At 70.4% G+C, this 26,933-nt stretch carries 26 protein-coding genes; 9 read left to right on the top strand and 17 right to left on the bottom strand.

Going from position 1 to position 26,933, the window contains the following annotated elements; all coding sequences use genetic code 11:
* Window positions 1–4: 4 nt before the first annotated feature.
* From Val02_RS21525 to Val02_RS21490, 8 genes are read right to left on the bottom strand one after another with little or no spacing between them, the layout of a single operon-like run.
* Complete coding sequence (locus tag Val02_RS21525; RefSeq protein ID WP_203900951.1) at window positions 5–373, bottom strand: metal-sulfur cluster assembly factor; 369 nt, start codon at window positions 371–373, stop codon at window positions 5–7.
* On the bottom strand, window positions 370–822 hold the full coding sequence (sufU, locus tag Val02_RS21520) for a Fe-S cluster assembly sulfur transfer protein SufU (RefSeq protein ID WP_203900950.1): 453 nt from the start codon (window positions 820–822) through the stop codon (window positions 370–372). The genes Val02_RS21525 and sufU overlap by 4 nt, the downstream gene beginning before the upstream one ends.
* On the bottom strand, window positions 822–2,066 hold the full coding sequence (locus Val02_RS21515) for a cysteine desulfurase (RefSeq protein WP_203900949.1): 1,245 nt from the start codon (window positions 2,064–2,066) through the stop codon (window positions 822–824). Before Val02_RS21515 ends, sufU begins: the two co-directional genes overlap by 1 nt.
* The gene (gene sufC / locus Val02_RS21510; protein WP_203900948.1) at window positions 2,066–2,839 is read right to left on the bottom strand and encodes a Fe-S cluster assembly ATPase SufC; all 774 of its coding nucleotides are present in this window, start codon (window positions 2,837–2,839) and stop codon (window positions 2,066–2,068) included. Before sufC ends, Val02_RS21515 begins: the two co-directional genes overlap by 1 nt.
* Window positions 2,840–3,175 carry a non-heme iron oxygenase ferredoxin subunit gene (locus Val02_RS21505; protein ID WP_203900947.1) on the bottom strand — a complete coding sequence of 112 codons (336 nt, stop codon included), beginning with the start codon at window positions 3,173–3,175 and terminating at the stop codon, window positions 2,840–2,842.
* Window positions 3,172–4,308 (bottom strand): Fe-S cluster assembly protein SufD, encoded by a 1,137-nt coding sequence (gene sufD, locus Val02_RS21500; protein ID WP_203900946.1) that lies wholly within the window; start codon window positions 4,306–4,308, stop codon window positions 3,172–3,174. The genes Val02_RS21505 and sufD overlap by 4 nt, the downstream gene beginning before the upstream one ends.
* Before the next feature lie 41 nt (window positions 4,309–4,349).
* On the bottom strand, window positions 4,350–5,780 hold the full coding sequence (sufB, locus tag Val02_RS21495) for a Fe-S cluster assembly protein SufB (protein WP_203900945.1): 1,431 nt from the start codon (window positions 5,778–5,780) through the stop codon (window positions 4,350–4,352).
* A complete protein-coding gene (locus Val02_RS21490) occupies window positions 5,777–6,496 on the bottom strand; it encodes a helix-turn-helix transcriptional regulator (RefSeq protein WP_373317926.1) in 720 nt (239 codons plus the stop codon). The genes sufB and Val02_RS21490 overlap by 4 nt, the downstream gene beginning before the upstream one ends.
* Window positions 6,497–6,621: 125 nt before the next feature.
* Between Val02_RS21490 and Val02_RS21485 the strand changes: the two genes are divergently transcribed.
* Window positions 6,622–7,629 carry a COX15/CtaA family protein gene (locus Val02_RS21485; RefSeq protein WP_203900944.1) on the top strand — a complete coding sequence of 336 codons (1,008 nt, stop codon included), beginning with the start codon at window positions 6,622–6,624 and terminating at the stop codon, window positions 7,627–7,629.
* Here the strand turns inward: Val02_RS21485 and Val02_RS21480 are convergent.
* The 3 genes from Val02_RS21480 to Val02_RS21470 all read right to left on the bottom strand — a co-directional run bounded on the left by Val02_RS21480 (window position 7,609) and on the right by Val02_RS21470 (window position 10,113).
* Window positions 7,609–8,523 (bottom strand): ATP-grasp domain-containing protein, encoded by a 915-nt coding sequence (locus Val02_RS21480; protein ID WP_203900943.1) that lies wholly within the window; start codon window positions 8,521–8,523, stop codon window positions 7,609–7,611. The two genes, Val02_RS21485 and Val02_RS21480, sit on opposite strands and share 21 nt — an antisense overlap.
* Before the next feature lie 55 nt (window positions 8,524–8,578).
* Window positions 8,579–8,896 (bottom strand): hypothetical protein, encoded by a 318-nt coding sequence (locus Val02_RS21475; RefSeq protein ID WP_203900942.1) that lies wholly within the window; start codon window positions 8,894–8,896, stop codon window positions 8,579–8,581.
* 242 nt (window positions 8,897–9,138) lie between these two features.
* On the bottom strand, window positions 9,139–10,113 hold the full coding sequence (locus Val02_RS21470; protein WP_203900941.1) for a heme o synthase: 975 nt from the start codon (window positions 10,111–10,113) through the stop codon (window positions 9,139–9,141).
* A gap of 284 nt (window positions 10,114–10,397) precedes the next feature.
* Here Val02_RS21470 and tkt point away from each other — a divergent pair, with 284 nt between their 5' ends.
* The 7 genes from tkt to Val02_RS21435 all read left to right on the top strand — a co-directional run bounded on the left by tkt (window position 10,398) and on the right by Val02_RS21435 (window position 20,383).
* Complete coding sequence (gene tkt, locus Val02_RS21465; protein ID WP_373317925.1) at window positions 10,398–12,506, top strand: transketolase; 2,109 nt, start codon at window positions 10,398–10,400, stop codon at window positions 12,504–12,506.
* Window positions 12,507–12,554: 48 nt separating this feature from the next.
* A complete protein-coding gene (tal, locus tag Val02_RS21460) occupies window positions 12,555–13,718 on the top strand; it encodes a transaldolase (RefSeq protein ID WP_203900940.1) in 1,164 nt (387 codons plus the stop codon).
* Window positions 13,719–13,779: 61 nt separating this feature from the next.
* Entirely contained in the window at window positions 13,780–15,417 is a 1,638-nt protein-coding gene (locus Val02_RS21455; RefSeq protein WP_203900939.1) for a phosphoglucose isomerase-related protein, read from the top strand.
* Between the two features lie 125 nt (window positions 15,418–15,542).
* Window positions 15,543–17,069: a glucose-6-phosphate dehydrogenase gene (gene zwf, locus Val02_RS21450; protein ID WP_203900938.1), complete on the top strand. Its 1,527-nt coding sequence runs from the start codon at window positions 15,543–15,545 to the stop codon at window positions 17,067–17,069.
* 28 nt (window positions 17,070–17,097) lie between these two features.
* Entirely contained in the window at window positions 17,098–18,084 is a 987-nt protein-coding gene (locus tag Val02_RS21445; RefSeq protein WP_203900937.1) for a glucose-6-phosphate dehydrogenase assembly protein OpcA, read from the top strand.
* Entirely contained in the window at window positions 18,081–18,779 is a 699-nt protein-coding gene (gene pgl / locus Val02_RS21440; RefSeq protein WP_203900936.1) for a 6-phosphogluconolactonase, read from the top strand. The genes Val02_RS21445 and pgl overlap by 4 nt, the downstream gene beginning before the upstream one ends.
* A gap of 89 nt (window positions 18,780–18,868) precedes the next feature.
* Entirely contained in the window at window positions 18,869–20,383 is a 1,515-nt protein-coding gene (locus Val02_RS21435) for a hypothetical protein (protein ID WP_203900935.1), read from the top strand.
* Window positions 20,384–20,390: 7 nt separating this feature from the next.
* On the opposite strand, the gene Val02_RS21430 is transcribed toward Val02_RS21435, so the two are convergent.
* The 5 genes from Val02_RS21430 to gap form a co-directional block, all read right to left on the bottom strand.
* Window positions 20,391–20,732, bottom strand: coding sequence for an RNA polymerase-binding protein RbpA (locus Val02_RS21430; protein ID WP_203900934.1), 342 nt, complete (start codon window positions 20,730–20,732; stop codon window positions 20,391–20,393).
* Window positions 20,733–20,811: 79 nt separating this feature from the next.
* Window positions 20,812–21,072: a preprotein translocase subunit SecG gene (gene secG / locus Val02_RS21425; RefSeq protein WP_203900933.1), complete on the bottom strand. Its 261-nt coding sequence runs from the start codon at window positions 21,070–21,072 to the stop codon at window positions 20,812–20,814.
* A 156-nt stretch (window positions 21,073–21,228) separates the two neighbouring features.
* Window positions 21,229–21,978 (bottom strand): triose-phosphate isomerase, encoded by a 750-nt coding sequence (gene tpiA, locus Val02_RS21420; RefSeq protein ID WP_203901123.1) that lies wholly within the window; start codon window positions 21,976–21,978, stop codon window positions 21,229–21,231.
* A 31-nt stretch (window positions 21,979–22,009) separates the two neighbouring features.
* Entirely contained in the window at window positions 22,010–23,212 is a 1,203-nt protein-coding gene (locus Val02_RS21415) for a phosphoglycerate kinase (protein ID WP_203901124.1), read from the bottom strand.
* A complete protein-coding gene (gap, locus tag Val02_RS21410) occupies window positions 23,209–24,213 on the bottom strand; it encodes a type I glyceraldehyde-3-phosphate dehydrogenase (RefSeq protein ID WP_203900932.1) in 1,005 nt (334 codons plus the stop codon). Before gap ends, Val02_RS21415 begins: the two co-directional genes overlap by 4 nt.
* Before the next feature lie 199 nt (window positions 24,214–24,412).
* Here gap and Val02_RS21405 point away from each other — a divergent pair, with 199 nt between their 5' ends.
* Complete coding sequence (locus tag Val02_RS21405) at window positions 24,413–25,684, top strand: glycosyltransferase family protein (RefSeq protein ID WP_203900931.1); 1,272 nt, start codon at window positions 24,413–24,415, stop codon at window positions 25,682–25,684.
* A gap of 223 nt (window positions 25,685–25,907) precedes the next feature.
* On the opposite strand, the gene whiA is transcribed toward Val02_RS21405, so the two are convergent.
* Window positions 25,908–26,888: a DNA-binding protein WhiA gene (gene whiA / locus Val02_RS21400; protein WP_203900930.1), complete on the bottom strand. Its 981-nt coding sequence runs from the start codon at window positions 26,886–26,888 to the stop codon at window positions 25,908–25,910.
* Window positions 26,889–26,933: the final 45 nt, after the last annotated feature.

The following is a 26,933-nucleotide window of genomic DNA, read 5'->3' as shown; positions in this document are numbered from 1 at the left end:
TACGTCAGACGTTGAAGCCCAGCGAACGCAGCTGGTCGCGCCCGTCATCGGTGATCTTGTCCGGCCCCCACGGCGGCAGCCACACCCAGTTGATCCGGAAGTCCTTGACGATGCCGCCGCCCGGACCCCCGCACAGGGCCTGCTTGGTCTGGTCCTCGATGACGTCCGTCAGCGGGCACGCGGCCGAGGTGAGCGTCATGTCGATCGAGGCGACGTTGTCGTCGTCGATGTGCACCCCGTAGACCAGTCCCAGGTCGACGACGTTGATCCCCAGCTCGGGGTCGACGACGTCCTTCATCGCTTCCTCGACGTCGGCCAGCGACGCCTTGACGGCACCGGTCTCTTCCGCGGCGACGACAGTTTCCTCGCTCATTTCTCTACCTTCTCCGGTTCTCCCGCACGCGCCAACGCGTCCTTGAACGCCATCCACGCGAGCAGCGCGCACTTGACCCGCGCCGGGTACTTCGCCACCCCCGCGAACGCGATCCCGTCGCCGAGCACGTCCTCGTCCGGCTCGACGTCACCACGACTCGTCATCACCTCGGTGAACGCGTCCGTGATCTCCAGGGAGCGCGCCACCTTCTGTTCCTTGACCAGCTCGTACAGCACGCTTGCCGCCGCCTGGCTGATCGAGCAGCCCATGCCGGTGTAGGAGACGTCGTCGACGGTGCCGTCGGCCACCTTCACGCGCAGCGTGATCTCGTCCCCGCAGGTCGGGTTGACGTGGTGCGCCTCGGCGTCGAACGGCTCCCGCAGGCCACGGCCGTGCGGGTGCTTGTAGTGATCGAGGATGATCTCCTGATAGAGCTGGTCGAGACGCATTACGCGAAGACCTTCCGAACGGTGTAGAGACCACGGATCAACGCGTCGATCTCGTCCGTGGTCGTGTAGAGGTACGGCGACACACGCGTCGTCGCCGGTACCCCGAAGCGTACGCAGACCGGCCGGGCGCAGTGGTGGCCCACACGCACCTCGACCCCCTCCGCGTCGAGTATCTGACCGACGTCATGCGGGTGCACACCCTCGACCACGAGCGAGATCGTCGCGGCCCGGTCCTCCAGCGACCGCGGCCCCACGATCCGCACGTCCGGAACGGTGGCCAGGGCGTCCAGCGTGTACGCCGTGATGCGGCGTTCGTGCTCCTGGACGGCCTCCATGCCGACGCCGGTGAGGTAGTCGACCGCCGCCCCGAGCCCGATGGCCTCGCCGATCGGCGGCGTACCCGCCTCGAAGCGCGCCGGCGGCGGCATGAACGTCGACCCGGTCAGCATGACGGTCTCGATCATCGACCCGCCACCGAGGAACGGCGGCATCGCGTTCAGCAGCGCCGAACGCCCCCACAGCACACCGATGCCGGTCGGCCCGCACATCTTGTGCCCCGTGAACGCCAGAAAATCGGCGCCGAGCGCGGTCACGTCCACGGGCGCGTGCGGCACCGACTGCGACCCGTCGAGCATGACGAGCGCACCGACCTCCCGCGCCCGGGCGATGATCGTCGCGACCGGGTTGATGGTGCCGATGATGTTCGAGTAGTGCACGATCGACACGATCTTCGCGCGTTCGGTGATGACCTCGTCGATGGCCGACAGGTCGAGCCGTCCGTCGTCCGTGAGCCCGAACCACTTCAGCGTCGCGCCGGTGCGCTCGCAGAGCAGCTGCCACGGCACGATGTTCGAGTGGTGCTCCATCTCGGAGATCACCACCTCGTCGCCGGGCCCGAGGCGGAAGCGCTCGTCCGTGGCGCGCACCGAGAACGCGTGCGCCACCAGGTTGATCGCCTCGGTGGAGTTCTTCGTGAAGACGATCTCCTCGGCCGGCGCGCCGACGAAGCGGCCCACCTTCCCGCGGGCCCCCTCGTACGCCTCCGTCGCCTCGGTGCCGAGCGTGTGCACCGAACGCGCCACGTTGCCGTTGTGCCGTTCGTAGTGAGTGCGGATCGCGTCGATCACCTGGCGCGGCTTCTGGGACGTGTTGCCCGAGTCGAGGTAGACCAGCGGGTGGCCGTTGACCTCGCGGGACAGGATCGGGAAGTCCGCGCGGATCCGGGCGACGTCGAACGTGGCCATCACACCGCCGCCGGTCCCGCACCCGCCAGGTACCGCTCGTAGCCCTTGTCCTCCAGCTTGTCGGCCAGTTCGCGGCCGCCCTCCTCGACGATCCGCCCGCCGACGAAGACGTGCACGAAGTCCGGTCGCACGTAGCGCAGGATCCGCGTGTAGTGCGTGATCAGCAGCAGGCCCGTCTGCCCGGCCTCGCGCACCCGCTCGATGCCGCCGCTGACGATGCGCAGGGCGTCGATGTCGAGGCCGGAGTCGGTCTCGTCGAGGATGGCGATCTTCGGCTTGAGGAGTTCCATCTGCACGATCTCGTGGCGCTTCTTCTCGCCGCCGGAGAAGCCCTCGTTGACGTTGCGCTGGGCGAACGCCGGGTCCATCTGCAGCTTCTCCATCGCGCCGCGCAGCTCGTTGCCCCAGGTGCGCAGCTTCGGCGCCTCCCCGTCGATGGCGGTCTTGGCGGTGCGCAGGAAGTTCGCCACGGAGACGCCGGGCACCTCCACCGGGTACTGCATCGCGAGGAACAGGCCGGCGCGGGCGCGTTCGTCGACGGACATCGCCAGGACGTCCTCGCCGTCGAGCGTCACCGAGCCGCCGGTCACCTCGTACTTGGGGTGGCCCGCGAGCGAGTAGGCGAGGGTGGACTTGCCGGAGCCGTTCGGGCCCATGATGGCGTGGGTCTCCCCCGCCCGCACCGTCAGCGTGACCCCGGCGAGGATGGGCTTCAGCTCACCCTCGGGCAGCTTCACGGAGACCTGCAGGTCGCGGATTTCCAGGGTGCTCATCTATTTCACTCCGTTGCTGGATTCGAGCGTCACGTAGATGTCGCCGTCGCGCACTTCGACGGGGTAGACCGGTACGGCCTCGTAGGCCGGCGGGCCGCTGGGCTGACCGGTGCGCAGGTCGAACCGCGACCCGTGCAGCCAGCACTCGAGCGTGCAGCCGTCGACCTCGCCCTCGCTCAGCGCGATGCTGGCGTGCGAACACTCGTCGTAGACGGCGTAGTAGGAGTCGTCGTCGGCGTGCACCACGGCGAGCGGGGTGTCCTGCACCTCGACGGCGATCACGGACCCCTTCGCCACGTCGGCCGCGGCGCAGACCCGCACGGCCTCCCCACTCATGACCCGCTCTCCGAGAGGCGGGCCTCGACGGCGTCCGCGAGGCGCTCGCGCAGCCCCTCGACCGGGATCTTGCCGAGCAGTTCGTGGAAGAAGCCGCGCACCACGAGCTTGCGGGCCACGTCGTCCGGGATGCCCCGGGACATCAGGTAGAAGAGCTGCTCGTCGTCGAAGCGGCCGGTCGCGCTGGCGTGTCCGGCACCGGCCACCTCGCCGGTCTCGATCTCCAGGTTGGGCACGCTGTCCGCCCGCGCCCCGTCGGTCAGCACGAGGTTCCGGTTGATCTCGTACGTGTCCGTGCCGGTGGCCTCGGCGCGGATCAGCACGTCGCCGACCCAGACCGTGTGCGAGCCGGTGCCCTGCAGCGCGCCGCGGTAGTTGACGTAGCTGCGGCAGTCCGGCACCGAGTGGTCCACGAGCAGCCGGTGCTCCTGGTGCTGGCCCTCGGCCGCGAAGTACAGGCCGTAGGCCTCGCAGTCGCCGCCCCGGCCCGAGTACTCCACGCTGGTGTACTGCCGGACCAGGTCGCCGCCGAGCGCCACCTGCACGTGGACGACGCGGGCGTCGCGCCCGAGCCGGAACTTCACGTGCTGCGCGTGGATCGCGTCCGGTGCCCAGTCGGCGACGGTCACCAGGGTCAGGTGCGCGCCGTCGGCGACGTCCACCTCGACGTTGTCCGCCAGGACCGCACTGCCGGTGTGTTCCAGGACGAGCGTCGACTGGGAGAGTTCGCCGACCTCGACGAAGGTGTGGCCGTAGGCCGGGTCCGCGCCGCGTCCGACGATGCGGACCGTCGCCGGAGGAGCGGTCGCGTGGCGTGCGACCGAGATGAGGAGCGCCTCGCCGGCACCGCCGTACGCCAGGGCGCTGATCCGGTCGAACGGCGTCAGCACCGAGCCGATGCGCGGATCCGTCCGTTCCACAGTGGACACCGAGACCCCGGCGGGCAGCTCGTCGTAGTCGTGGCCCACACCGGCGGACGTCGCGGCTTCCGACGCCTTGGCGAGGACACCGAGGCGCCGCAGCGGCGTGAACCGCCACTCCTCCTCGCGCCCGTTGAGCACCGGGAAGTCCGCGACGTCGAACGAGCGCAACGCCTGCGACTTGGTCTTGGGCGGCGTAATGACAGCAGTCATCGAATCCTTGTTTCTGAAGAGGTCGTCAGGGGCGGCGGGCGTCAGCCCACAGCGCCTTCCATCTGGAGCTCGATAAGCCGGTTGAGCTCCAGGGCGTACTCCATCGGCAGTTCCTTGGCGATCGGCTCGATGAACCCGCGCACGATCATCGCCATGGCCTCGTCCTCGGAGAGCCCGCGGCTCATCAGGTAGAAGAGCTGGTCGTCGCTGATCTTCGAGACGGTCGCCTCGTGGCCCATGGCGACGTCGTCCTCGCGGATGTCGACGTAGGGGTAGGTGTCCGACCGGGAGATCGTGTCGACCAGCAGCGCGTCGCACTTGACCGTCGACTTCGACTGCGTGGCGCCCTCGAGCACCTGCACCAGGCCGCGGTACGAGGTGCGGCCGCCGCCACGGGCGATCGACTTGCTGATGATCGTGCTGGACGTGCCGGGCGCGGCGTGCACCATCTTGGCGCCGGCGTCCTGGTGCTGCCCCTCGCCGGCCATGGCGACGGAGAGCACCTCGCCCTTGGCGTGCGGGCCGGTCATGTACACGGCCGGGTACTTCATCGTGACCTTGGAACCGAGGTTGCCGTCGATCCACTCCATCGTGGCGCCCTCATGGCACACGGCGCGCTTGGTGACCAGGTTGTACACGTTGGTCGACCAGTTCTGGATGGTGGTGTAGCGGCAGCGGGCGTTCTTCTTCACGATGATCTCGACGACCGCGGAGTGCAGCGAGTCCGAGGTGTAGATCGGCGCGGTGCAGCCCTCGACGTAGTGCACGTAGGCGCCCTCGTCGACGATGATCAGCGTCCGCTCGAACTGGCCCATGTTCTCCGTGTTGATCCGGAAGTAGGCCTGCAGCGGGATCTCCACGTGCACGCCCTTCGGCACGTAGATGAAGCTGCCGCCGGACCAGACCGACGTGTTGAGCGCGGCGAACTTGTTGTCGCCGACCGGGATCACGGTGCCGAAGTACTCCTTGAAGACGTCCTCGTGCTCCTTGAGCGCCGTGTCGGTGTCGAGGAAGATGACGCCCTGCTCCTCGAGGTCCTCACGGATCTTGTGGTAGACCACCTCGGACTCGTACTGGGCAGCGACACCGGCCACGAGGCGCTGCTTCTCCGCCTCGGGGATGCCGAGCTTGTCGTACGTGTTCTTGATGTCCTCGGGCAGATCCTCCCAGCTGGCGGCCTGCTTCTCGGTCGAACGCACGAAGTACTTGATGTTGTCGAAGTCGATCGTGGTGAGATCGGCGCCCCAGTTGGGCAGCGGCTTGCGGTCGAACAGCCGCAGCCCCTTCAGGCGCAGGTCCAGCATCCACTCGGGTTCGTTCTTCTTGGCGGAGATGTCCCGGACCACGGCCTCGTTGAGACCACGCTTGGCCGCGGCGCCTGCCGTGTCCGAGTCGGCCCAGCCGTACTCGTACCGGCCGAGCCCGGCCAGCGGGTCGTCGACGGGAGTGACGGGGATGGTCTGCTCGGTCATGCGGAAGTCCTCACAGGTATCGATGGTTCGAGAACGATGTCGGCGGAGCGCGGGATGTGCGTGGTGCACACCCCGTCGCCGTTGGCGATCGTGGCGAGGCGCTGGACGTGGGTACCGACGACGCGCGAGATCACGTGCGTCTCCGCCTCGCACAGCTGGGGGAACTCGGCGGCGACGTGCGCCACTGGGCAGTGGTGCTGGCAGAGCTGGCCGCCCGAGGCGATGGTCGTCGCCCCGGCCGCGTAGCCCTCGGCGGTCAGCGCCCGGGCGAGTGCCTCGGCGCGGGCCATCGGGTCGGTGCCCGCTTCGGCGACGGCGCCGCGGAGGCGTTCCTCCAGGCCGGCGACCTGCGCGGCGGCGAACTCGGCGACGGCGTCGGGACCACCCCGCAGGGCGATCCAGCGCAGGGCGGCCGAGGCCAGGTCTCCGTAGGTGCGCGGGTTGAGCTCGTCGCGGGCCGCGTCGGTCAGGGCGAACACCCGGGCGGGGCGGCCACGGCCGCGCGGGCCACGGCGGGTACCCTCTCCCCCGGCCACCAGCCCGTCGGCCTCGAGCGCGTCCAGGTGCCGGCGGATCCCGGCGGCACTGATGCCCAGCTCGCACGCGAGCTCGGAGGCGGTGAGCGCGCCCCGCTCCAGCAGGAGTCCGAGGAGGCGGTCGCGGGTGCGGCGATCGGCGGTCCCCTCGGACCCGACCATCATCGCCGCGTTTTTCACAACAGAAACGTTACGTAATTCGGTGGAGATCGGCAAATCCGCTCCGCCGCGGGCCCAGTGAAGCCGGTCACCCAGGGCACCCTAAGTAATAAGGTGTGAATGGGCCGCCGCGTAGCATCCACCAGGTGAGACGCCTCGTCGACGCGCTGGCCACCGCGAACGCACTGCGCCGGCTCGCGCTGGCCTCGATCATCGCCAACGTCGGGATCATCGTCACCGGCGGAGCGGTCCGCCTGACCGGTTCGGGCCTCGGCTGCCCCACCTGGCCCCGCTGCACCGACGACTCATACGTCACGACGCCCGAGATGGGCTTCAACGGCGTCATCGAGTTCGGCAACCGGCTGCTGACCTTCGTCGTGGGAGCCGTCGCGCTGGTGGGGCTGATCAGCGCGCTGCTGCACAAGCCGCGCCGGCCGGGCACCGTCAAGTGGTCCGCGCTGGTGCTCGCCGGCATCCCCGCACAGGGCGTCGTCGGCGGGTTCACGGTGCTCACCAACCTCAACCCCTACGTCGTCGGCTGCCACTTCCTCGTGTCGGTGGGCATCGTCGCGGCGGCGTACATGTTCTGGACCGCCGCCGGCGGGGGGCCGAAGGTCGGCGGCTGGGCGGCGCCCGGAGCGCTGCGCGCGCTCGGCTGGTCCGTCGTCGCGGCGAGCCTGCTCGTGGTGGTGCTCGGCGTCGTGGTCACCGGCAGCGGCCCGCACGCCGGGGACGCCGACGCCCGCCGCACCGGACTCGACATCGAGGCCGTCTCGCAGTTGCACGCCGACGCGGTGTTCCTGCTGATCGGCCTCTCCGTCGGGCTGTGGCTGGCGGTCCGGGCCGCCGGCGGGCCGGCCCGCGCCGCGGCCGTCCTCGTCGCGGTCGAACTGGCGCAGGGGTTCGTCGGCTTCGCGCAGTACCTCACGCACCTGCCGGAACTTCTGGTGGGACTGCACATGTTCGGGGCGTGCCTGGTGTGGGTGGCGACGCTCGCGGCGTTCACGACGGTCTCGGCGCCCCGGGCGGCCGCGGTGGAGGGGCCGGGCGGTGGACCGTTCACCCTGCCGGAAACCCTGACGCGGACGCCGCGCGGGCAGCGGGACCCCGCGCCCGGCGGCGACGCCAACGATCTACTGGGTCTTTCCCGCTAGCCGCGCGATCGCGGCCGCGAACCGGTCGGCCGCCCCCGGGTCGGTGCCGAGGAAGAGCGACGGCTCGGTCAGCTCCAGCTCCAGCAGGACGGGTGTGCCGTCCGGCCCGGGGATCAGGTCGACCCGGACGTAGAGCAGGTCGGCGACGTCGAAGGGCATCGCCGCGACCACCTTCTCCGCGATCTCCCGCTCGGCCGCCGACGGCTCGCGGGCGGAGATCTCCTCCTCCCGGTAGAGCCCCTCGACGCCCTCGTCGGGGCCGATGAGCAGCGGACCCTTGCGGATGGCGTGCGAGTACCGCCCGCCGGTCCACAGCAGCGCCGTCTCGCCGTGGGAGTCGACCGCGTCCAGGTAGGGCTGCACCATGACGGCACGTCCGGCCGCCTGGAGGCGCCGCACCTGCGCCACCGCCAGCGCCCGCTGCCCGCCGTCGGCCAGGTCGTAACGGCCGGTGTCGACGCTGCCGGCGCCGACGGCCGGCTTGATCACGATCTCGCCCTCCGCCGCCGGCTCCCAGCCGTCGTCGGGTTCGACAAATTCCGTGGGAACGACCGGAGCCCCGGCGTCGCGCAGTTCGTCGAGATAGCGCTTGTCGGTGTTCCAGCGCACGACGCCGGCGGGATTGGCCAGGCGCGGCACCCGGCCCGCCCACTCCAGGAACTCCGCGCGCCGCGGCGCGTAGTCCCACGGGGAGCGCAGCACCACCAGGTCGAACGCCGACCAGTCGACGGCGGGGTCGTCCCACACGGCCGGCGTGGCGGTGATCCCGAGGCCGGCCAGCGGGGTCAGCACCAGCCGGTCGTCGGGGTCCAGGTCGGGCAGTGCGCCACACGTGACGAGCGCGACCCGGGTAGCGGCCCGGATCGCGCTCGGTGTGGATGTGTTCGCGGTCATCTGGGGATTCTCGGGGAAAACAACGAAAGTTCTACTCGCGGTGGGGTGGTCGACCTCAGCGGGAGAGCGTGGTGCGCGACATCGAGCGCCACAGGTCCGTGTTCGGGCGCATGTTGTCCATCAGCTCCCGCTCCCACTCGTTCTCCACGGCGACGCCGGCCTTGATGCAGGCCTCACGAGCGACGTCGGTGGCGGGGGCGAACTGGTCAGCCCAGACGCCGTCCTCGCCGACAAGCACGATGCGCGCACCGCGCCGCCCGATGTACTCGATGACCGCCTTCGCACCCCCGTGGTCGCCGGCGAAGGACCGCAGTCCGTCCACCAGGTTTCCCGGGGCCTCGAGGGTCATCGTGCTATGGGAACCATCTGCCATGAAGGCAACCATAGGCGCATAGACCCAGGTCGGGAGGGCAAACGAATGGTGGTTGTGATGCTGCCCACGACACGTTTAAGGCGTCGATCAATAAGTTTTGACCGCATGAATCACGATAATTTCGGGCATAAAGGTACAGTTAAAGTAACCATATGCAGTGCGGCTTTTACAGCAGGTAATGGCATTGTGATTCAGGCGTGTCGGGCATCAACCCGACAGGAGGACCGCTTTCGGATGAGTCCTCAGCCGATGAAAACGTCCACCGCGACGGCGACGAACAGCAGCGTCAGGTACGTCGTCGACCAGTGGAACAGCCGCATCGGACGCACCGGCTCACCCCGGAACGCACGCCGCGCCAGGCGGTGCGCCTCCAGCACGAAAAGAACACCCACCACGGTGGCCGTCACTCCGTACAGCGGCGTCATGCCGAGCGGCCACAGCGCCAGCGAGGCGGCCAGCGTCAGCCACGCATAGGCCACGACCTCGACGCCGACCCGCTTCATGCTGGCCACGACGGGCAGCATCGGGATGCCGGCCCGCGCGTAGTCGTCCTTGAACCGGATCGCCAGCGCGTAGAAGTGCGGCGGCTGCCAGAGAAACACCACGGCGAAAAGCACCCACGCCCGCAGGTCCAGCCCGCCGGTCACGGCGGCCCAGCCGATCAGCACCGGCGCCGCGCCGCACGCGCCGCCCCAGACCGTGTTGGCCGGCGTGGTGCGCTTGAGCCACATCGTGTAGACGAGGTCGTAGTACGCGATCGCGGCCGCTGTCAGCACGGTGGCGAGCGGATTGGTGAACACCGCCATCAGTGCGACGGAGATCACGGCCAGCGTGAGCCCGAACACCAGCACGGCCCGCGGCTCGATGGTGTGCTTCGGCAGCGGCCGGGACGCCGTGCGCTTCATCACCTGGTCGATGTCGCGGTCGATGTAGCAGTTGAGCGCGTTGGCCGCGCCGGCCGCGAGCGCCCCGCCGACCAGCACCACCGCGATCAGGCCCAGCGACGGCACCCCGCCCTCGGCCAGGAACATCGCCGGCAGCGTGGTGACCAGCAGCAACTCGACGATGCGCGGCTTGGTCAGCGACAGGTACGCCTTGAGGACGGCCTTGACGCCCGGGCGTCCCTCGACGGCGCGGCGGGCGGCCGCGATGTCGGCCGGGCGCACGGGCCGGACCGGCGACGCCGTCTTGGAGGGCCTGTCCGCGAGAGTGCTCATGCAGCCGACCCCGCTTCATCACCGGAAAGGATCACGTTGCGTACCTCTCGAATCGGTGTGCTGGGAGGAGATCAGCGCTGGGCTAACGCATCGTAGAACAGCGGCTTTGCTCTTCGACGGGCAGGTGCGGGGAGCACTCCGGTCCTCCGTTGCGTACCCATGGGCGGGTCGGGCGTTGTTGAATACCTGATGACAGCCGGCAGCGCCCGGAGGTTGGTGCCCGATCGCATGGGTAGGGTCCACAAGAGAAGTCAGCTCTCAACCACCGAGGAGCAGCGAGCATCGTGTCCGCTGAACTGAACTGGTCCGAACTCGACCGGCGAGCCGTCGACACCGTGCGGGTGCTCGCCATGGACGCCGTGGAAAAGGCCGGCAACGGCCACCCGGGCACCGCGATGAGCCTCGCCCCCGCCGCTTATCTGCTTTTCAACCGCGTGATGCGGCACGACCCCAGCGATCCACAGTGGATCGGGCGGGACCGGTTCGTGCTCTCCTGTGGACACTCCAGCCTCACGCTCTACATCCAGCTCTACCTGGCCGGCTACGGGCTCGACCTGTCCGACCTGCAGTCGCTGCGCCAGTGGGGTTCGCTGACGCCGGGCCACCCGGAGCACGGGCACACCGCCGGCGTGGAGACCACCACCGGGCCGCTCGGCCAGGGCCTGGGCAACGCCGTCGGCATGGCCATGGCGGCCCGCCGCGAGCGCGGCCTCTACGACCCGGACGCCGCCCCCGGCGAGAGCCCGTTCGACCACTTCGTCTACGCGATCTGCTCCGACGGGGACATCGAAGAGGGCATCAGCCACGAGGTGAGCGCCATCGCGGGCCACCAGAAGCTGGGCAACCTGATCTTCATCTACGACGACAACGAGATCTCCATCGAGGACGACACGAAGATCGCCAAGAGCGAGGACGTGGTCGCCCGGTACGCCGCCTACGGCTGGCACACCGAGGCCGTGGACTGGCGCGGCGGCGACACCTACGAGGAGAACGTCGAGGCGCTGTACGCCGCGATCGAGCGGGCCAAGGCGGAGACCGGCCGGCCGTCGTTCATCTCGCTGCGCACCATCATCGGCTGGCCCGCGCCCAACAAGCAGAACACCGGCAAGATCCACGGTTCGGCGCTCGGCAAGGACGAGGTCGCCGCCACCAAGGAGCTGCTCGGCTTCGACCCGGCCAAGACGTTCGAGGTCGCCGACGAGGTGCTGGAGCACGCGCGCACTGTCGTGGCCCGTGGGCGCGAGGCGCGCGCCGAGTGGACGAAGGCGTTCGAGTCGTGGCGCGCGGCCGACGCCGAGCGCGCGGCCCTGCTCGACCGGCTCACCAAGAAGGCCCTCCCCGAGGGGTGGACCTCGGCGCTGCCGGAGTTCCCCGCCGACGCGAAGGGGCTCGCCACGCGTGCCGCCTCCGGCAAGGTGCTCGGTGCGCTCGCCGGCACGCTGCCCGAGTTGTGGGGCGGCTCCGCCGACCTCGCCGAGAGCAACAACACGACCATGGAGGGCGAGCCGTCGTTCGTGCCGTCCGAGTACGCCACGAAGGCGTTCCCGGGCAACGAGTACGGGCGCACGCTGCACTTCGGCATCCGCGAACACGGCATGGGCGCCATCCTCAACGGCATCGTGCTGCACGGCGGCACCCGGCCGTACGGCGGCACGTTCCTCGTCTTCAGCGACTACATGCGCCCGGCCGTGCGGCTCGCGGCGCTGATGAAGCTGCCCGTGGTGTACGTGTGGACGCACGACTCCATCGGTCTCGGCGAGGACGGCCCGACGCACCAGCCGATCGAGCACGTCACCGCGCTGCGGGCCATTCCCGGCCTGGACGTGGTGCGCCCCGCCGACGCCAACGAGACCGCGTGGGCCTGGCGCGCCGCGCTGGAGCACACCGACCGCCCGACCGCCCTGTGCCTGACCCGGCAGGCCCTGCCGACGCTGGACCGCACGGAGTTCGCGTCGGCGGAGGGTGTGCTGAAGGGCGGCTACACGCTGATCGACGCCTCCAACGGGCAGCCCGAGGTGATCCTCATCGGCACCGGTTCCGAGGTGGCGCTCTGCGTCGAGGCGCGCAACAAGCTGGAGGAGGCGGGCACGCCCACGCGCGTGGTGTCGATGCCGTGCCAGGAGTGGTTCCGCGAGCAGGACACCGCCTACCAGCAGCAGGTGCTGCCGTCGAACGTCTCCGCCCGGGTGGCCGTCGAGGCGGGCATCCCGATGTCCTGGCTCGACCTGATCGGGCCGGCCGGCGAGACGGTGACCATCGACCACTACGGCGCGAGCGCCCCCTACCAGGTGCTCTTCGAGCAGTTCGGGTTCACGCCCGACCGGGTGGTGGCCGCGGCCCGCGCCTCGCTCTCCCGGGTCGGAGCCGTCAAGGGCTCCACGACCGGCAACTGAACCGACGGACCTCTCAAGGATGAAAGCGCAGAGCAGGGAGCGCGTGCGATGACCGACAGGCTGGCCAAACTGAGCGCCGCGGGTGTGGCGATCTGGCTCGACGACCTTTCCCGGCAACGACTTGTCTCCGGCAGCCTCGACAAGATGCGCCGCGAGATGCACATGGTCGGCGTGACGACCAACCCGTCCATCTTCGCCAAGGCGCTGGCCGACGCCGACGCCTACGCGGACGCCGTCAAGGAACTGGCCACGCGCGGCATCGAGGTGGAAGAGGCCACCCGGATGCTGACCACGTACGACGTGCGCTGGGCGTGCGACGTGATGCGCCCGGCCTACGACGCCTCCAAGGGTGTCGACGGCCGGGTCTCCATCGAGGTGGACCCGCGGCTGGCCCACGAGACCGAGAAGACCGTCGCCGAGGCGAAGGCCCTCTGGTGGCTGGTCGACCGGCCCAACCTGTACATCAAGATCCCGGCCACGAAGGCGGGCCTGCCGGCCATCACGGCGGTGCTCGCGGCCGGCATCAGCGTCAACGTGACCCTGATCTTCAGCCTGGAGCGCTACCGCGCGGTGATGGACGCGTTCCTCGCCGGGCTGGAGCAGGCCAAGGCCAACGGGCACGACCTGGCGCAGATCGGCTCGGTCGCCTCGTTCTTCGTGTCCCGAGTGGACACCGAGGTCGACAAGCGGCTCGACAAGATCGGCACGCCGGAGGCACAGGCACTGCACGGCAAGGCCGCCGTCGCCAACGCCCAGCTGGCCTACCAGGCGTACGAGGAGGTCTTCGGCGGCACCCGCTGGCAGGCCCTCGCCGACGCCGGCGCGCACCCGCAGCGGCCGCTGTGGGCCTCGACGTCGACGAAGAACCCCGCGTACAAGGACGTCATCTACGTCGAGGAACTCATCGCCCCCGGCACCGTCAACACGATGCCGGAGTCGGTCATCCACGCGTTCGCCGACCACGGTGAGGTCCGGGGCGACACCATCACCGGTAACTACGCGAAGGCGAAGAAGGACCTGGACGACCTCGCCGCCGTCGGGATCGACTACGACGACGTGGTGGAGACGCTGGAGCGCGAGGGCGTCGAGAAGTTCGCCCAGAGCTGGGCCGAACTCCTCGAGGGCGTGCAGAAGTCGCTGAAGGCCGCGCACCAGGGCGCCGACGACCCGACCGACGCCGCACCGCAGCCCAGTAGTGACGGTGCGGAATGACGGCTGGAGCGAAGCGGAAGACGGCATTCCGCAGGTCGCTGTCCGCGGTTGGAGGCACAGCGTGACCGAGAAGGAGATCGACGGGGCCGCCGGTCTCTCCGTCTACGGGGCACGGGCCGTCCCCGGCACCGCCGAGGTGCTGGCGCAGCTGCTCAGTGACGGCGTGCCCGGGCTGCTCGCCGCGAAGGACCCCACGCTCTGGGGCCCCGAGGCCGAGGCCGAGTCGAAGATCCGGCTCGGCTGGGTGGACACGTTCCGCCGCAGCCGGGCGCTGCTGCCGCAGCTGGAGGAGATCCGGGCGAGCCTTCGCGAGAAGGGGCTCGACCACGTGGTGCTCTCCGGCATGGGCGGTTCGTCGCTCGCGCCCGAGGTGATCACCCGCACACTGGACGTGCCGCTGACCGTGCTCGACACGACCGACCCGCACCAGGTGAGCGCCGCTCTCGGCGACCGGCTCTCGCGCACGGTCGTGGTGGTGGCGAGCAAGTCGGGCTCCACCGTGGAGACCGACAGCCACCGGCGGGCGTACCTCGACGCGTTCGAGCGGGCCGGGCTGGACGACATCGGCGGCCGGTTCGTCATCGTGACCGACCCCGGTTCGCCGTTCGAGCAGACGGCGCGGGAGATGGGCGCGCACGTCGTGCTCGCCGACCCCGAGGTGGGCGGCCGGTACAGCGCGCTGACCGCGTTCGGGTTGGTGCCGAGTGCACTTGCCGGTGTCAATGTGGCCGAACTGCTGGACCAGGCCGACGAACTGGCCGCGACGATCGGCAACACCGACGGCAATCCGACGCTGGTGCTCGGCGCCGCCCTCGGTGCCGCCGCGCTCGCCGGCCGGGACAAGGTGGCGCTGGTGCCGGACGGCAGCGGCATCGTCGGGCTGGGCGACTGGGCCGAACAGCTCATCGCCGAGTCCAGCGGCAAGGACGGCAAGGGCATCCTCCCGGTCGTCGTCGAGACGCCGGCGAGCCCGGGTGCGACCGGCGCCGACGTGCTGACCGTGACGGTCGGCGGGGCGCTGACCTCGGGCTCCGTGCCGGGCGGCGGGGTCGACCCCGACGTGTCGGTCAACGGGCCGCTCGGTGCGCACTTCCTCGCGTGGGAGGTCGCCACGGCGATCGCCTGCCGGGTGATCGGGGTCAACCCGTTCGACCAGCCGAACGTCGCGGAGAGCAAGGCCAACACCAACCGCATCCTGGAGAACGGCGCCCCGCCGGCCACTCCGTCCTTCGTGGACGGTGCGATCGAGGTCTACGCCGACGGCCTTGCCGAGGGTCTGTCCACTGTGGGCGATGCCGTGCGGGCGTTGCTGGCGGCCGCGCCCGAGAAGGGCTACGTGGCCGTCATGGCCTACCTGGACCGCAACGCCGACGCCGACACGGCTCTCCTCCGGGCCGCGCTCGCACGGGAGACCGACCGGGCCGTCACCTTCGGGTGGGGGCCGCGCTTCCTGCACTCCACCGGCCAGTACCACAAGGGCGGGCCGGCGGTGGGGGCGTTCCTGCAGATCACCGGCGCCGTCGTCGAAGACCTGCCGGTCAAGGGAAAGCCCTACACATTCGGCGAACTGATCGGGGCGCAGGCGGCGGGTGACCGCGAGGCGATCGCCGGCCGCGGCCGACCGCTGCTGCACCTGCACCTGACGGACCGCGCCGCCGGCGTGCGGCAGCTGCTCGCGGCGTTCAGCGGCGGTTCTTGACAACCGGGCGGTTACGGGAGTGCGGAAGAGTTCGCGCTCCCGTAACCGCCGGTAGATCACGCGGCCCGCGCGTAACGACGCCGGGAGATATCGTGCAAGGAAATCCTGCACCGGGAGAGCACACCATGGACCTACCCGCGAATCCGCTCCGGGATCCGCAGGACCGACGGCTGCCGCGCATTCCGGAGCCGTGCGCGCTGGTCATCTTCGGCGTGACGGGCGACCTCGCCCGCAAGAAGTTGATCCCCGCCGTCTACGACCTGGCCAACCGAGGGCTGCTGCCACCCGGTTTCGTGGTGCTGGGCTTCGCCCGCCGGGACTGGGGCGACGGCGACTTCGAGCAGATCGCCCGCGCCGCCGCGGAGAAGCACGCCCGCACGCCGTGGCGGGACGAGGTGTGGGCCCGGCTGTCGGGCAACATCAAGTTCGTCGGCGGCTCGTTCGAGGACGACGCGGCGTTCGACCTGCTGGCGCAGACCCTGGACGACCTGCGCGACTCGCACGGGATCCCGGGCAACGCCGCGTTCTACCTGTCGATCCCGCCGTCGGCGTTCCCCGTCGTGCTCAAGCAGCTGGGCCGCACCGGCATGGCGGACAACGACCGCAGCGGCGGCTGGCGTCGCGTCATCGTGGAGAAGCCGTTCGGCAGCGACCTGCAGTCCGCCCGCGAGCTGGACGACCTGGTCGACGACGTGTTCACCGCCGACGACGTCTTCCGCATCGACCACTACCTCGGCAAGGAGACCGTCCAGAACATCCTGGCGCTCCGCTTCGCCAACACGCTCTTCGAGCCGGTGTGGAACTCGCACTACGTCGACTCGGTGCAGATCACCATGGCCGAGGACGTCGGCATCGGGACCCGGGCCGGCTTCTACGACTCGGTCGGCACCGCGCGCGACGTCGTGCAGAACCACCTGTTGCAGCTCCTGGCGCTGACCGCGATGGAGGAGCCGACCAGCTTCGAGGCGAGCGAGATCCGCCAGGAGAAGCTGAAGGTGCTGCGGGCGATCGTTCCGCCGAAGGACGTGGCGAAGGACACCGTGCGCGGGCAGTACCTGCCGGGCTGGGTCGCCGGGGAGCGCGTGAAGGGCTACCTCGACGAGGACGGTGTGCCCCCCACGTCCACGACGGAGACGTACGTGGCGATCAACCTCGCCATCCAGAACCGCCGTTGGGCCGGGGTGCCGTTCTACGTGCGCGCCGGCAAGCGGCTGCCGCGCCGGGTCACCGAGGTGGCCGTGATGTTCAAGCGGGCGCCGCACCTGCCGTTCCAGCAGGCCGACATCGAGATGCTCGGCAACAACCAGCTGGTCATCCGCGTGCAGCCGGACGAGGGCGTGGTGCTGAAGTTCGGCTCGAAGGTGCCGGGCACCACGATGGAGGTCCGCGACATCGCGATGGACTTCTCCTACGGCGAGGCGTTCACCGAGGCCAGCCCGGAGGCGTACGAGCGGCTGGTGCTGGACGTTCTCATCGGGGACAAGACCCTCTTCCCGGACGCCGCGGAGGTCGAGGCGAGCTGGGCGGTCATCGACCCGCTGGAAGAGGCGTGGGAGGGGACCAAGCCGGAGCCGTACCGGTCCGGTGAATGGGGTCCCCGGCTCGCCGACAAGATGCTGGGCCGCGAGGGTCGCGCCTGGCGCCGCGCCTGATGCCTTTTCTCTGGAACGGAGTCAGCCTGTGATCGGTCTGTGGGACACCACCGGCGCCGCGGTCGTCAACGCGCTCGCGGCGGAGCGGCGCACGGCCGGCGGTGTGGCCAGTGGACTGGCGCTCACGCTCGTGGCCGTCGTGGACGAGAAGCGGGTGCGCGACGCCGAGGCGGCGGCCACCATCGCCGCGGCCGCGCACCCGTGCCGGATCCTCATCGTGGCCCGGTACGACGTGACGGACACCCATTCGCGGCTCGACGCGGAGATCGTCGTCGGCGGGCGGCTCGGCCCGTGCGAGGCGGTCGTCATGCGCATGCGCGGGCGGCTGGCGCTGCACGCCGAGTCCGTCACGATGCCGCTGATGGCGCCGGACGTGCCGGTCGTCACGTGGTGGCACAGCGAGGCACCGGAACTGGTCGCGCACGACCCGCTCGGGGTCTTCGCCGACCGGCGGATCACCGACGCCACGCAGTCGAAGGACCCGATCGCGATGCTGCGCGCCCGGGCCGACGACTACGCGCCCGGCGACACCGACCTGGCGTGGACCCGGACGACCCCGTGGCGCACGCTGATCGCCGGCGCGTTCGACGCCTACTCGCAGCCGACGCGCAGCATCACGATCACCGCCCCGGACAACGACCCGTCGGCGGCGCTGCTCGGCGGCTGGCTCAAGGCCCGGCTCGGGGTCGACCCCACGTGGGTCTCCGCGCCGACGCTGGCCGGTGTGCGCTTCGAACTCGCCGACGGCGACGCGATCGAGCTGGCGGCCAACAACGGCACCGTTCAGCTGCGCCGCAGCAACCTGCCGGAGCGCTCGCTGCCGCTGGTGCACCGCACCCTCGGCGACGAACTGGCGGAGGAACTGCGCCGGCTGGACCCGGACCAGACCTACGCGAGCGCGCTCGGGGCGGCGACGGGGCGCACCGACCTCGACAGCCGTTCGGCGACGCGGGTGCACATCTGGAAGGACCCGGCCCTCGCCGAGCGTCCCGAAGCCGTGGTGTCCCCCGCGTGAGGGTCATTTACGAGAGCGCGGAGCTGTTGGCGGCCACCGCGGCGGCGCGGCTGGCCGTCACGCTCGCCGACGCGCAGGCCGTGCGCGGTACCGCGTCGGTGGTGCTCACCGGCGGCGGGATCGCCGCGAAGCTCTACTCCGCCCTGCGCGACGCGCCGTACCGCGACGCGGTCGACTGGAGCCGCGTGGACTTCTGGTGGGGCGACGAGCGGTTCCTGCCCACGGGTGACCCCGAACGCAACGAGACACAGGCGCGGGCGGCGCTGTTGGACGCGTTGCCCGTTCCCCCGGAAAACATCCACGCGATGCCGGCGACGGACGGTCCGGACGGCGGCGACCCCGACGCGGCGGCGGCGCGGTACGCCGCCGCGCTGGCCGGCCCCTTCGACGTGGTGCTGCTCGGGGTCGGGGAGGACGGCCACGTGGCGTCGCTCTTCCCCGGGCACCCCGAGGTCGACATCACGGACCTGACGGTGTCGGCGGTGCGCGACAGCCCGAAGCCGCCGCCGACCCGGATCACGCTCACGCTGCCGGTGCTCACGTCGGCGCGGGAGGTGTGGCTGGTCGCGGCCGGTGCCGGCAAGGCGGAGGCGGTCGCGTCGGCGCTCTCGGACGGCCCCGTGCCGGCCGCGCGCGTGCGGGGCGCCGAACGCACCCTCTGGCTCCTGGACGCCGCGGCCGCATCGCGCCTGTAACACGAGGTCCATTCGGGACCTGCTAGGTTCCCTCGTTGTGAGCGAGTGGACGGCGACGCGGCGGCGTCGCCCACTGAGCGGGCCGGCGCATGAATGAGCGTGTGGGGAGCCGGGTCGCGACGCTGTTCCCGGTCGATGCGCAGCCCGCTTCCGGCGCCCCGCTCATCCCCCGCCAGCGCACCGGTTCTCCTGACGAGGCGCGGGATCCGGCCGATGCGACCATCGTGGAGCCGAAGGTCGCGGAGGCACCCGTTCCTCCGGCGGGCACGACCGGCGTGGAACGCCTGTGGGAGCGCGTTGTCGCGCTGGTCACCGCGCATCCGCGGGTCGTCGCCGCGGTGGCCGTGCTGCTCGGGACGGCGTTCAGCCTGACGCGCACCGTCGGACCGGGGCCGCTCAACTCGATCTTCGCCGAGGACGCCAGCGTGTTCCTGGAGGACGCGCTCAACCACTCGACGTGGGAGGCGCTGAGCCGCCCGCACAACGGCTACTGGAACACCGTTCCCCGGCTGCTCGCCGAACCGGCGTCGTGGGTGCCGCTCGAGTACGCCCCGGTGGTGCTGTCGACCTCGGCGGCGCTGCTGTCGGCGTTGATGGCGCTGGGCGTGTACATCGCCAGCGGCGCGCACCTGCGGCACTGGATCGCCCGGTGCCTGGCGGCCGTTCCGATCGTGATGGCGCCGGTGGGCGAGACGATGGCCTCCACGATGGCCAACAACGTCGCCACGCTGCAGTTCGCCGCCGTGTACACGGTCTTCTGGCTGCTGCTGTGGACACCGTCGTCGCGGGCCGGCCGGGTCGTCGCGATCGCCACGGTGGTCGCCAGCGCCGCGAGCGCCGTGCTGACCGTGACGCTGATCCCGCTGGCGCTGCTGCGGCTGTACGGCCGGCGCACGGCGTACAGCGTGACGCTCGCGCTCGTGCTGCTCGCCGGCACCGCCGCGAACGGCATCGCCAACCTGACCGGCATCACCAACCGGGAGGGCATCTCGCATCCCACCACCGACGTGTGGTGGGCGCTGGGGCTGTACGTCGACGGCGGGCTGCCGCACGCGATGTTCGGCTGGCGGGAGGCGATGCCGACGGCGCAGCTGCGGGTACTGGCGTGGGTGCTGGTGATCGTCGTCGTGCTCGTGGCGGTGTTGCGGCTGACCCGGCCGGCGTGGCTGTTCGCGGCCGTCGCCGGTGTGCACCACGTGGGCGTTCTCGTCATGTCGTTCATGCTGCAGGGCGGCTTCGAGATGCGGTACGTGCTCATCCCCGAGCTGCTGCTGTTCGCGGCGTTGGCGGCGCTGCTGCTGCCCCGCAGGGTCGAGCCCACGGCCCCGCTGGGACGGAAGCTGCTGGTGCAGGTGCCGCTGGGTGCGCTCGCGGTCGTCATCGCGGCCTCGTGCGCGGCGAACTACCGGCAGGACACCGGGCGTTCGTACAGCAAGCCGTGGCGGGATGCGGTGGCGGCGGCGCGGCAGGTGTGCGCCGACCCCGCGGTGGAACGGGTCTCGATCGGCTCGATGGACGGCTCGGCCCGCACGACCACGGACACCTCGGACAGCCCCCTGCGCGGCGGCTGGCCGGTAATCGTGCCGTGCAGCAGGCTGCGCTGAGAAACGGCTAGTTGGATCTGCGCTGGCGGAGCCGGTCGAGCGCCTCGGCGAGGATGGCCGCCGCGTCCTCCTCGCTGCGCCGCTCCTTCACGTACGCCAGGTGACTCTTGTACGGCTCGGTGCGCGGCCGGACGGGCGGGTTGTCCGGATCGGTGCCGGCGGGGCAGCCGCACTGCGGGCACTCCCACAGCTCGGGCACCTCCACCTCGGCGGAGAAGAGCGGCTCGGTCCGGTGCCCGTTGACGCACCAGTACGTGACGGTCTGCCGAGCGGCTTCCGGTACCCGCTCCTCCATCCGGGCGGGGCCGGAGCCCACCCGCGAGCCGCGGATGACGTTCCCAGAAACCATGGCCGAACTCCCCACGGACAGCAGAATGCGCGCGGACCGTGACGGACCGCGCGCACGAGTGTACGTCGAGGGAGTTAATTCACGAGACCGGATTAGCCATGGCAACCTTCAGCCAAAGGCCCAAACCGACAATGCAGGCGAACCAGATGATCCCGACCAGTACCGTGTAACGGTCGAGGTTTTTCTCCGCCACGGACGAACCGGCCAGGCTGGAGGAGACACCGCCGCCGAACATGCTCGACAGACCGCCGCCCTTACCGCGGTGCAGCAGGATGAGCATCGTCAACAGGATGCTCGTGATCACGAGCAGCACGATCAACGTGTAGGCGAACGCCATCATGGCGGCGGATCCTTCCCTGGTTTCATCACCACCGGAGTACCGGCGATGCGCTATCAGGATAGCGGGCCACTACCCATCCGGTACGCCCGGTACACCCCGATCACATTGAGCACAAAGGCGCCCGGCGGTCACCGGGCGCCACTGCGTGCTGCGGAGCTACTTGCCGAGCCGGCAGATCAGCGCGAAGTCCTGCGCGTCGAGGCTCGCCCCGCCGACCAGGGCACCGTCGATGTCCGGCTGCTCCATGATGCCGGCGACGTTGCTGCCCTTCACGGAACCGCCGTACAGGATGCGCACCCGGTCCGCGGTGTTGCCGTGCGACTCCGCCAGCCGGTTGCGGATCGCGCCGATGACCTCCTGCGCGTTCTCCGGCGTGGCGGTGAGCCCGGTGCCGATGGCCCACACCGGCTCGTAGGCGATCACGACCTTCTCCACGTCGTCCGACTTCAGCCCGTCGAGGCCGCCGTCGACCTGCGCCAGCGTGTAGGGCACGTGCTCGCCGGCCTCCCGGATCGGCAGGCCCTCCCCCACGCACAGGATCGGCGTGAGGTCGTTGGCGAGGGCCGCCTTGACCTTGGCGTTGACCAGCTTGTCGTCCTCGTTGTGGTACTGCCGGCGCTCGGAGTGCCCGACCACCACGTACGAACAGCCGAGCTTCGCCAGCATGGCGCCCGAGATGTCGCCGGTGTAGGCGCCCTTCTCGTGCGGCGACAGGTCCTGCGCGCCGTACCTGATCAGCAGCTTGTCGCCGTCGACCAGGGTCTGCACCGAACGCAGCGACACGAACGGCGGCAGCACGACCACCTCGACGTCGGTCAGCTGCTGCTCGGTGAGCGTGAACGCCAACTTCTGCGCGAGGCTGATCGCCTCGAGGTGGTTGCCGTTCATCTTCCAGTTGCCCGCCATGAGCGGCAGGCGACCGTTCTTGGTGGCCACCTCAGGACTCCAATGCCGTCAGGCCCGGGAGCTGCTTGCCCTCCAGGTACTCCAGCGACGCGCCGCCACCGGTCGAGATGTGGCCGAACGCCGACTCGTCGATCCCGAGCGCGCGCACGGCGGCCGCGGAGTCGCCCCCGCCGACGACCGTGAACCCGTCCACCTTGGTGATCGCCTCGGCGACCCCACGCGTCCCGGCGGCGAACGGCGCCAGCTCGAAGACGCCCATCGGGCCGTTCCAGAAAACGGTCCGGGCGCCCGAGAGAGCGTCGCTGAACCGCACGACGGACTCGGGGCCGATGTCCAGCCCGAGCCGGTCGGCGGGGATCGCGTCGGCCGGCACGGTCGAGTGCGCGGCGTCGGCGGCGAACGCCTCCGCGGCCACCACGTCGACCGGCAGCTCGATCTTGCCGGCGCCCCGCTCCAGCAGGTCCCGGCAGGTGTCGACCATCTCCGCCTCGAGCAGCGACTTGCCGACCTCGTGCCCCTGCGCCTTGAGGAACGTGAAGCACATGCCGCCGCCGACCAGCAGCTTGTCGACCTTCGGCAGCAGCGCCTCGATGACGGCCAGCTTGTCGGAGACCTTCGAGCCGCCGAGCACCACGACGTACGGCCGCTCGGGGTCGCCGGTGAGCTTCTTCAGCACCTCGACCTCGCGCAGCACCAGCCCACCGGCGTAGGCCGGGAGGCGGGACGCGATGTCCGAGACGCTCGCGTGCGCCCGGTGCACGGCGCCGAACGCGTCGTCCACGTACACGTCGGCGAGCGCCGCCAACTCGTCCGCGAACGCCCCGCGCACCGCGGGGTCCTTGCTGGTCTCGCCCTCGTTGAAGCGGAGGTTCTCCAGCAGCGCCACGGCGCCGTCGGCGAGCCCGTCCACAGTGGACCTCGCCGAGGCGCCCACGGTGTCGGAGGCGAACGCCACCGGCGCGCCGAGCAGCTCGCCGAAGCGCACGGCCACCGGGGCCAGCGTGTACTTCGGGTCCGGGGCGCCCTTCGGACGGCCGAGGTGCGAGATCACCACGACCTTCGCGCCCGCGTCCCGCAGCGCCGTCACGGTCGGCAGCACCGCACGGATGCGGCCGTCGTCCGAGATGACGCCCGGATTCGCCTTGTCGAACGGGACGTTGAGGTCGGCGCGCACGAGCACGCGCCGACCCTGGACGCCCTCGCCGATCAGATCGTCGAGTGTTTTCATGATCAGAGCGACGCGCCGACCAGCTTGACGAGGTCGACGAGGCGGTTGGAGTAGCCCCACTCGTTGTCGTACCAGCCGACGACCTTCACCTGGTTGCCGGTCGCCTTGGTCAGCGGCGCGTCGAAGATGCACGACGCCGGGTCCGTGACGATGTCGGTGGAGACGATCGGGTCCTCGTTGTAGGTGAGGATGCCCCGCAGCGGACCCTCGGCGGCGGCCTTCACCGCGGCGTTGACCTCGTCCACGGTCACCTCACGGGCGAGGTTGACGGTGAGGTCGGTGGCCGAACCGGTCGGGATCGGCACCCGCAGCGCGTAGCCGTCCAGCTTGCCCTTGAGCTCCGGCAGCACCAGGCCGATGGCCTTCGCGGCACCGGTCGAGGTGGGCACGATGTTGAGCGCGGCGGCCCGGGCGCGACGCAGGTCCTTGTGCGGCGCGTCCTGGAGGTTCTGGTCCTGGGTGTAGGCGTGGATCGTGGTCATCAGACCCCGCTCGATCCCGAACGTGTCGTTGAGGACCTTCGCCATCGGCGCCAGGCAGTTGGTGGTGCACGAGGCGTTGGAGATCACGGTGTGCTTGGCGGGGTCGTAGGAACCCTCGTTGACACCGAGAACGATCGTGACGTCCTCGTTCTTCGCGGGGGCGGAGATGATGACCTTCTTGGCACCGCCGGCGACGTGCGCCTTCGCCTTCTCGGCGTCGGTGAACAGACCGGTCGACTCGATGACGATGTCGGCGCCCAGGTCGCCCCAGGGCAGCTTGCCCGGGTCGCGCTCGGCGAACGCCTTGAACGTCTTGCCGCCCACCGTGATCTCGTCGCTGGTGGCCTTGACCTCCAGGCCGAGACGGCCCAGGATGCTGTCGTACTTGAGCAGGTGGGCCAGCGTGGCGTTGTCGGTAAGGTCGTTGGCCCCCACCAGCTCGATGTCCGCGCCCTGCGCGAGCGCCGCGCGGAAGAAGTTACGTCCGATGCGGCCGAAGCCGTTGATACCAACCCGGATGGTCACGGTCGAGACCCTCTCGTCGATTGAGCGCCGGCACCCACCAGCCGGCTGAAATTCGTCAGTGGCCGCCCCGCCGCGAGCCCCACGAGGGCCGTTCGAGGAGCGAGACCCGGCTCCGTCGCCGAACAGGAAGACCCTATCGCCAGCACCGGGCCCTGGTGCCTCCGGGGCGTGAAAACGTGGGCGTCGTTACCATGCGCGCGTGGTTTCTCGTTTTCCCCGCCATTGGCTGGTACCCGCGCTGGTCGTTCTCGGCTACGTCGTGCTCCAGTTCGTCAACTATCCCAAGGCGCAGGTCTTCCCGGACTCCGCGCGGTACGTGAGCCAGGCGCAGCAGTTTCTCGGCGTCTCCGAGGCCGAGGCCAACGAGAAGGCCAAGCGGCTCATGTGCGACAGCGAGGCGAAGATCTGGGAGCGGGAGCGCCGCGCCGACGTGCGCCGGACGTTCAGCCCGCAGATCTACCAGAAGCAGTTCCTCGGGTGTCTCCAGAACAACAAGGACGGGATGTACCCGCGCGGGGAGCGCTACCAGGCGATCTTCTCCAGCCGGCCGGGCTATCCGCTGTTGATGACGCCGCTGGTGGGGATCCTGGGGCCGAAGCACGGGATGTGGGCGACGAGCCTGTTGATCGCGATCGCGTGCGGGCTGCTGGTGTTCCAGCTGCTGCGGATGTTGGGCTGCTCGGACCGGGTGGCCGTCGCGGGGCAGGTGCTGTACTACGCGACGCCGATCGGGTTCTGGTCGTCGCGGATGTTGGCCGAGGGGCCGCAGATGTTGACGATGCTGGTGGCGCTGATCGGGGCGGTGCTGCTGATCCAGCGGCGGGTCAGACCGGGCGTCGGGCTCCTGGTGGGCGCCACGGTCGTGGGGTCGCTGGTGAAGTACTCGTCGATGATGCTGGTCACCGCCGCGCTGGCCGCGGGCGCCGTGGGGATCTGGATGTTCGCGCGTGATCATCGTCACCGCGGGCTCGCGTGGCTGTTCGGCGTCTCGTCCGGCCTGACGATCGCGATTTCCGGGGGAACGTCACTCGCCGGCCTGCCCGGCTCCTCGGAATCCCTGCAGGACACGTTCACCAGCCACTTCGCGGTGCCGGACGTGCCCGACCCGTGGCGGCGGCTGATCGTGATCAACATCCGCTTCTGGGACAAGTGGATCGCCGAACAGGCCGCCGCCCCGCTGCTCGTCACGGCGTTGGTGGCCGGCGGGTTCTTCCTCTGGCGCTGGCACCGCCCGGCGGCGCTGCTGACGATCGCGGCGGCGCTGACCGGCCTGGCCACGGAGGTGGCACACCCCGACTGGCTGGAGGGCGACCGCCTCTACAGCCCGGTCTGGCTCCTCGCGGTGGTAGGCCTCCCCTGCGCGGTATCCCTCGCCCAGCGCACCCGCACTCCCGCTGCGACGCAGGACCCCGCCCCGACCACTCCCCCGGCCGCCGAGCCCAACGACGAGCCGGCCGCCCAACGTGTGTGAGCTGAGGGATATCAACTAGCGATTTGATCTCCCTGAGCTCACACACGTCCGCACTCAACTCACACCCGTGTGAGTCCGGGCGGGCCGGGGGATCCGGCCGCCGGAGGCGCCGCGACTACACGCGGACGTGAAAGCGTAGGCCCGCCAGGGCCCAGCGGTGCGGCCCGGGAGGCAACGGTCGCGCCCCCGAGACGGGCCCGCGAAATGAAGCTCTAAAAGGTAGTCATCCCACCAGCATGTCGGGCGTGACGACGCTTTCGGTGTCGGGGATGCCCAGGTCGCGGGCGCGCTTGTCGGCCAGCGCCAGCAACCGGCGGATCCGGCCCGCGATGGCGTCCTTCGTGAGCGGCGGGTCGGCGAGCGCGCCGAGCTCCTCCAGGCTCGCCTGGCGGTGCTCCAGCCGGAGAGCGCCGGCGCTGGTCAGGTGATTGGGCGCGACGTCGCCGAGGATCTCCAGCGCGCGGGCCACCCGGGCGGCCGCCGCGACCGCGGCCCGGGCCGAACGGCGCAGGTTGGCGTCGTCGAAGTTGGCCAGGCGGTTGGCCGTGGCGCGCACCTCGCGGCGCACCCGGCGCTCTTCCCAGGTCAGCACGGTGCTGTGGGCGCCGATGCGGGTCAGCAGCGCGCCGATCGCGTCGCCGTCCTTGACCACCACGCGGTCCACCCCGCGCACCTCGCGCGCCTTCGCCGTGAGGCCGATCCGGCGGGCGGCGCCGACCAGCGCGACCGCCGCCAACGGGCCCGGGCAGGTGATCTCCAGCGCGCACGAACGCCCCGGCTCGGTCAGCGAACCGTGCGCCAGGAACGCCCCGCGCCACACGGAGACGGCGCAGCAGAGGTTGCCGGTGACGACGTTCGACGGGAGGCCGACAACCGGCCGGCCGCGAACGTCGAGCAGCCCGGTCTGCCGCGCGAGGGCCTCCCCGTCCTTGACGACGCGGAGGATGAAGTGGCTGCTCTTGCGCAGCCCGCCGGAGGCCAGCACATGGATCTCGGACTGGTAGCCGAAGACCTGGCTGATCTCGCGCTTGAGCCGGCGCGCGACGGCGTTGGTGTCGAGTTCGGCCTCCACGACCACGCGGCCCGACACGATGTGCAGCCCGCCGGAGAAGCGGAGCAGCGCCGCCATCTCGGCGCGACGGCAACATGGCTTGGCCACGTCAACCCGGCTCAGCTCGTCCTTGACCGCAGCGGTCATCGCCATCGTGTTCACCTCGGGGGCCGGTCGGGTCGTCTGCTGTCACTCCAC

Source organism: Virgisporangium aliadipatigenens (assembly GCF_016863615.1).
GTDB lineage: Bacteria > Actinomycetota > Actinomycetes > Mycobacteriales > Micromonosporaceae > Virgisporangium > Virgisporangium aliadipatigenens.
The sequence above is the reverse complement of the archived record's forward strand: the minus strand, read 5'-3'. Positions and strand labels throughout refer to the sequence as shown.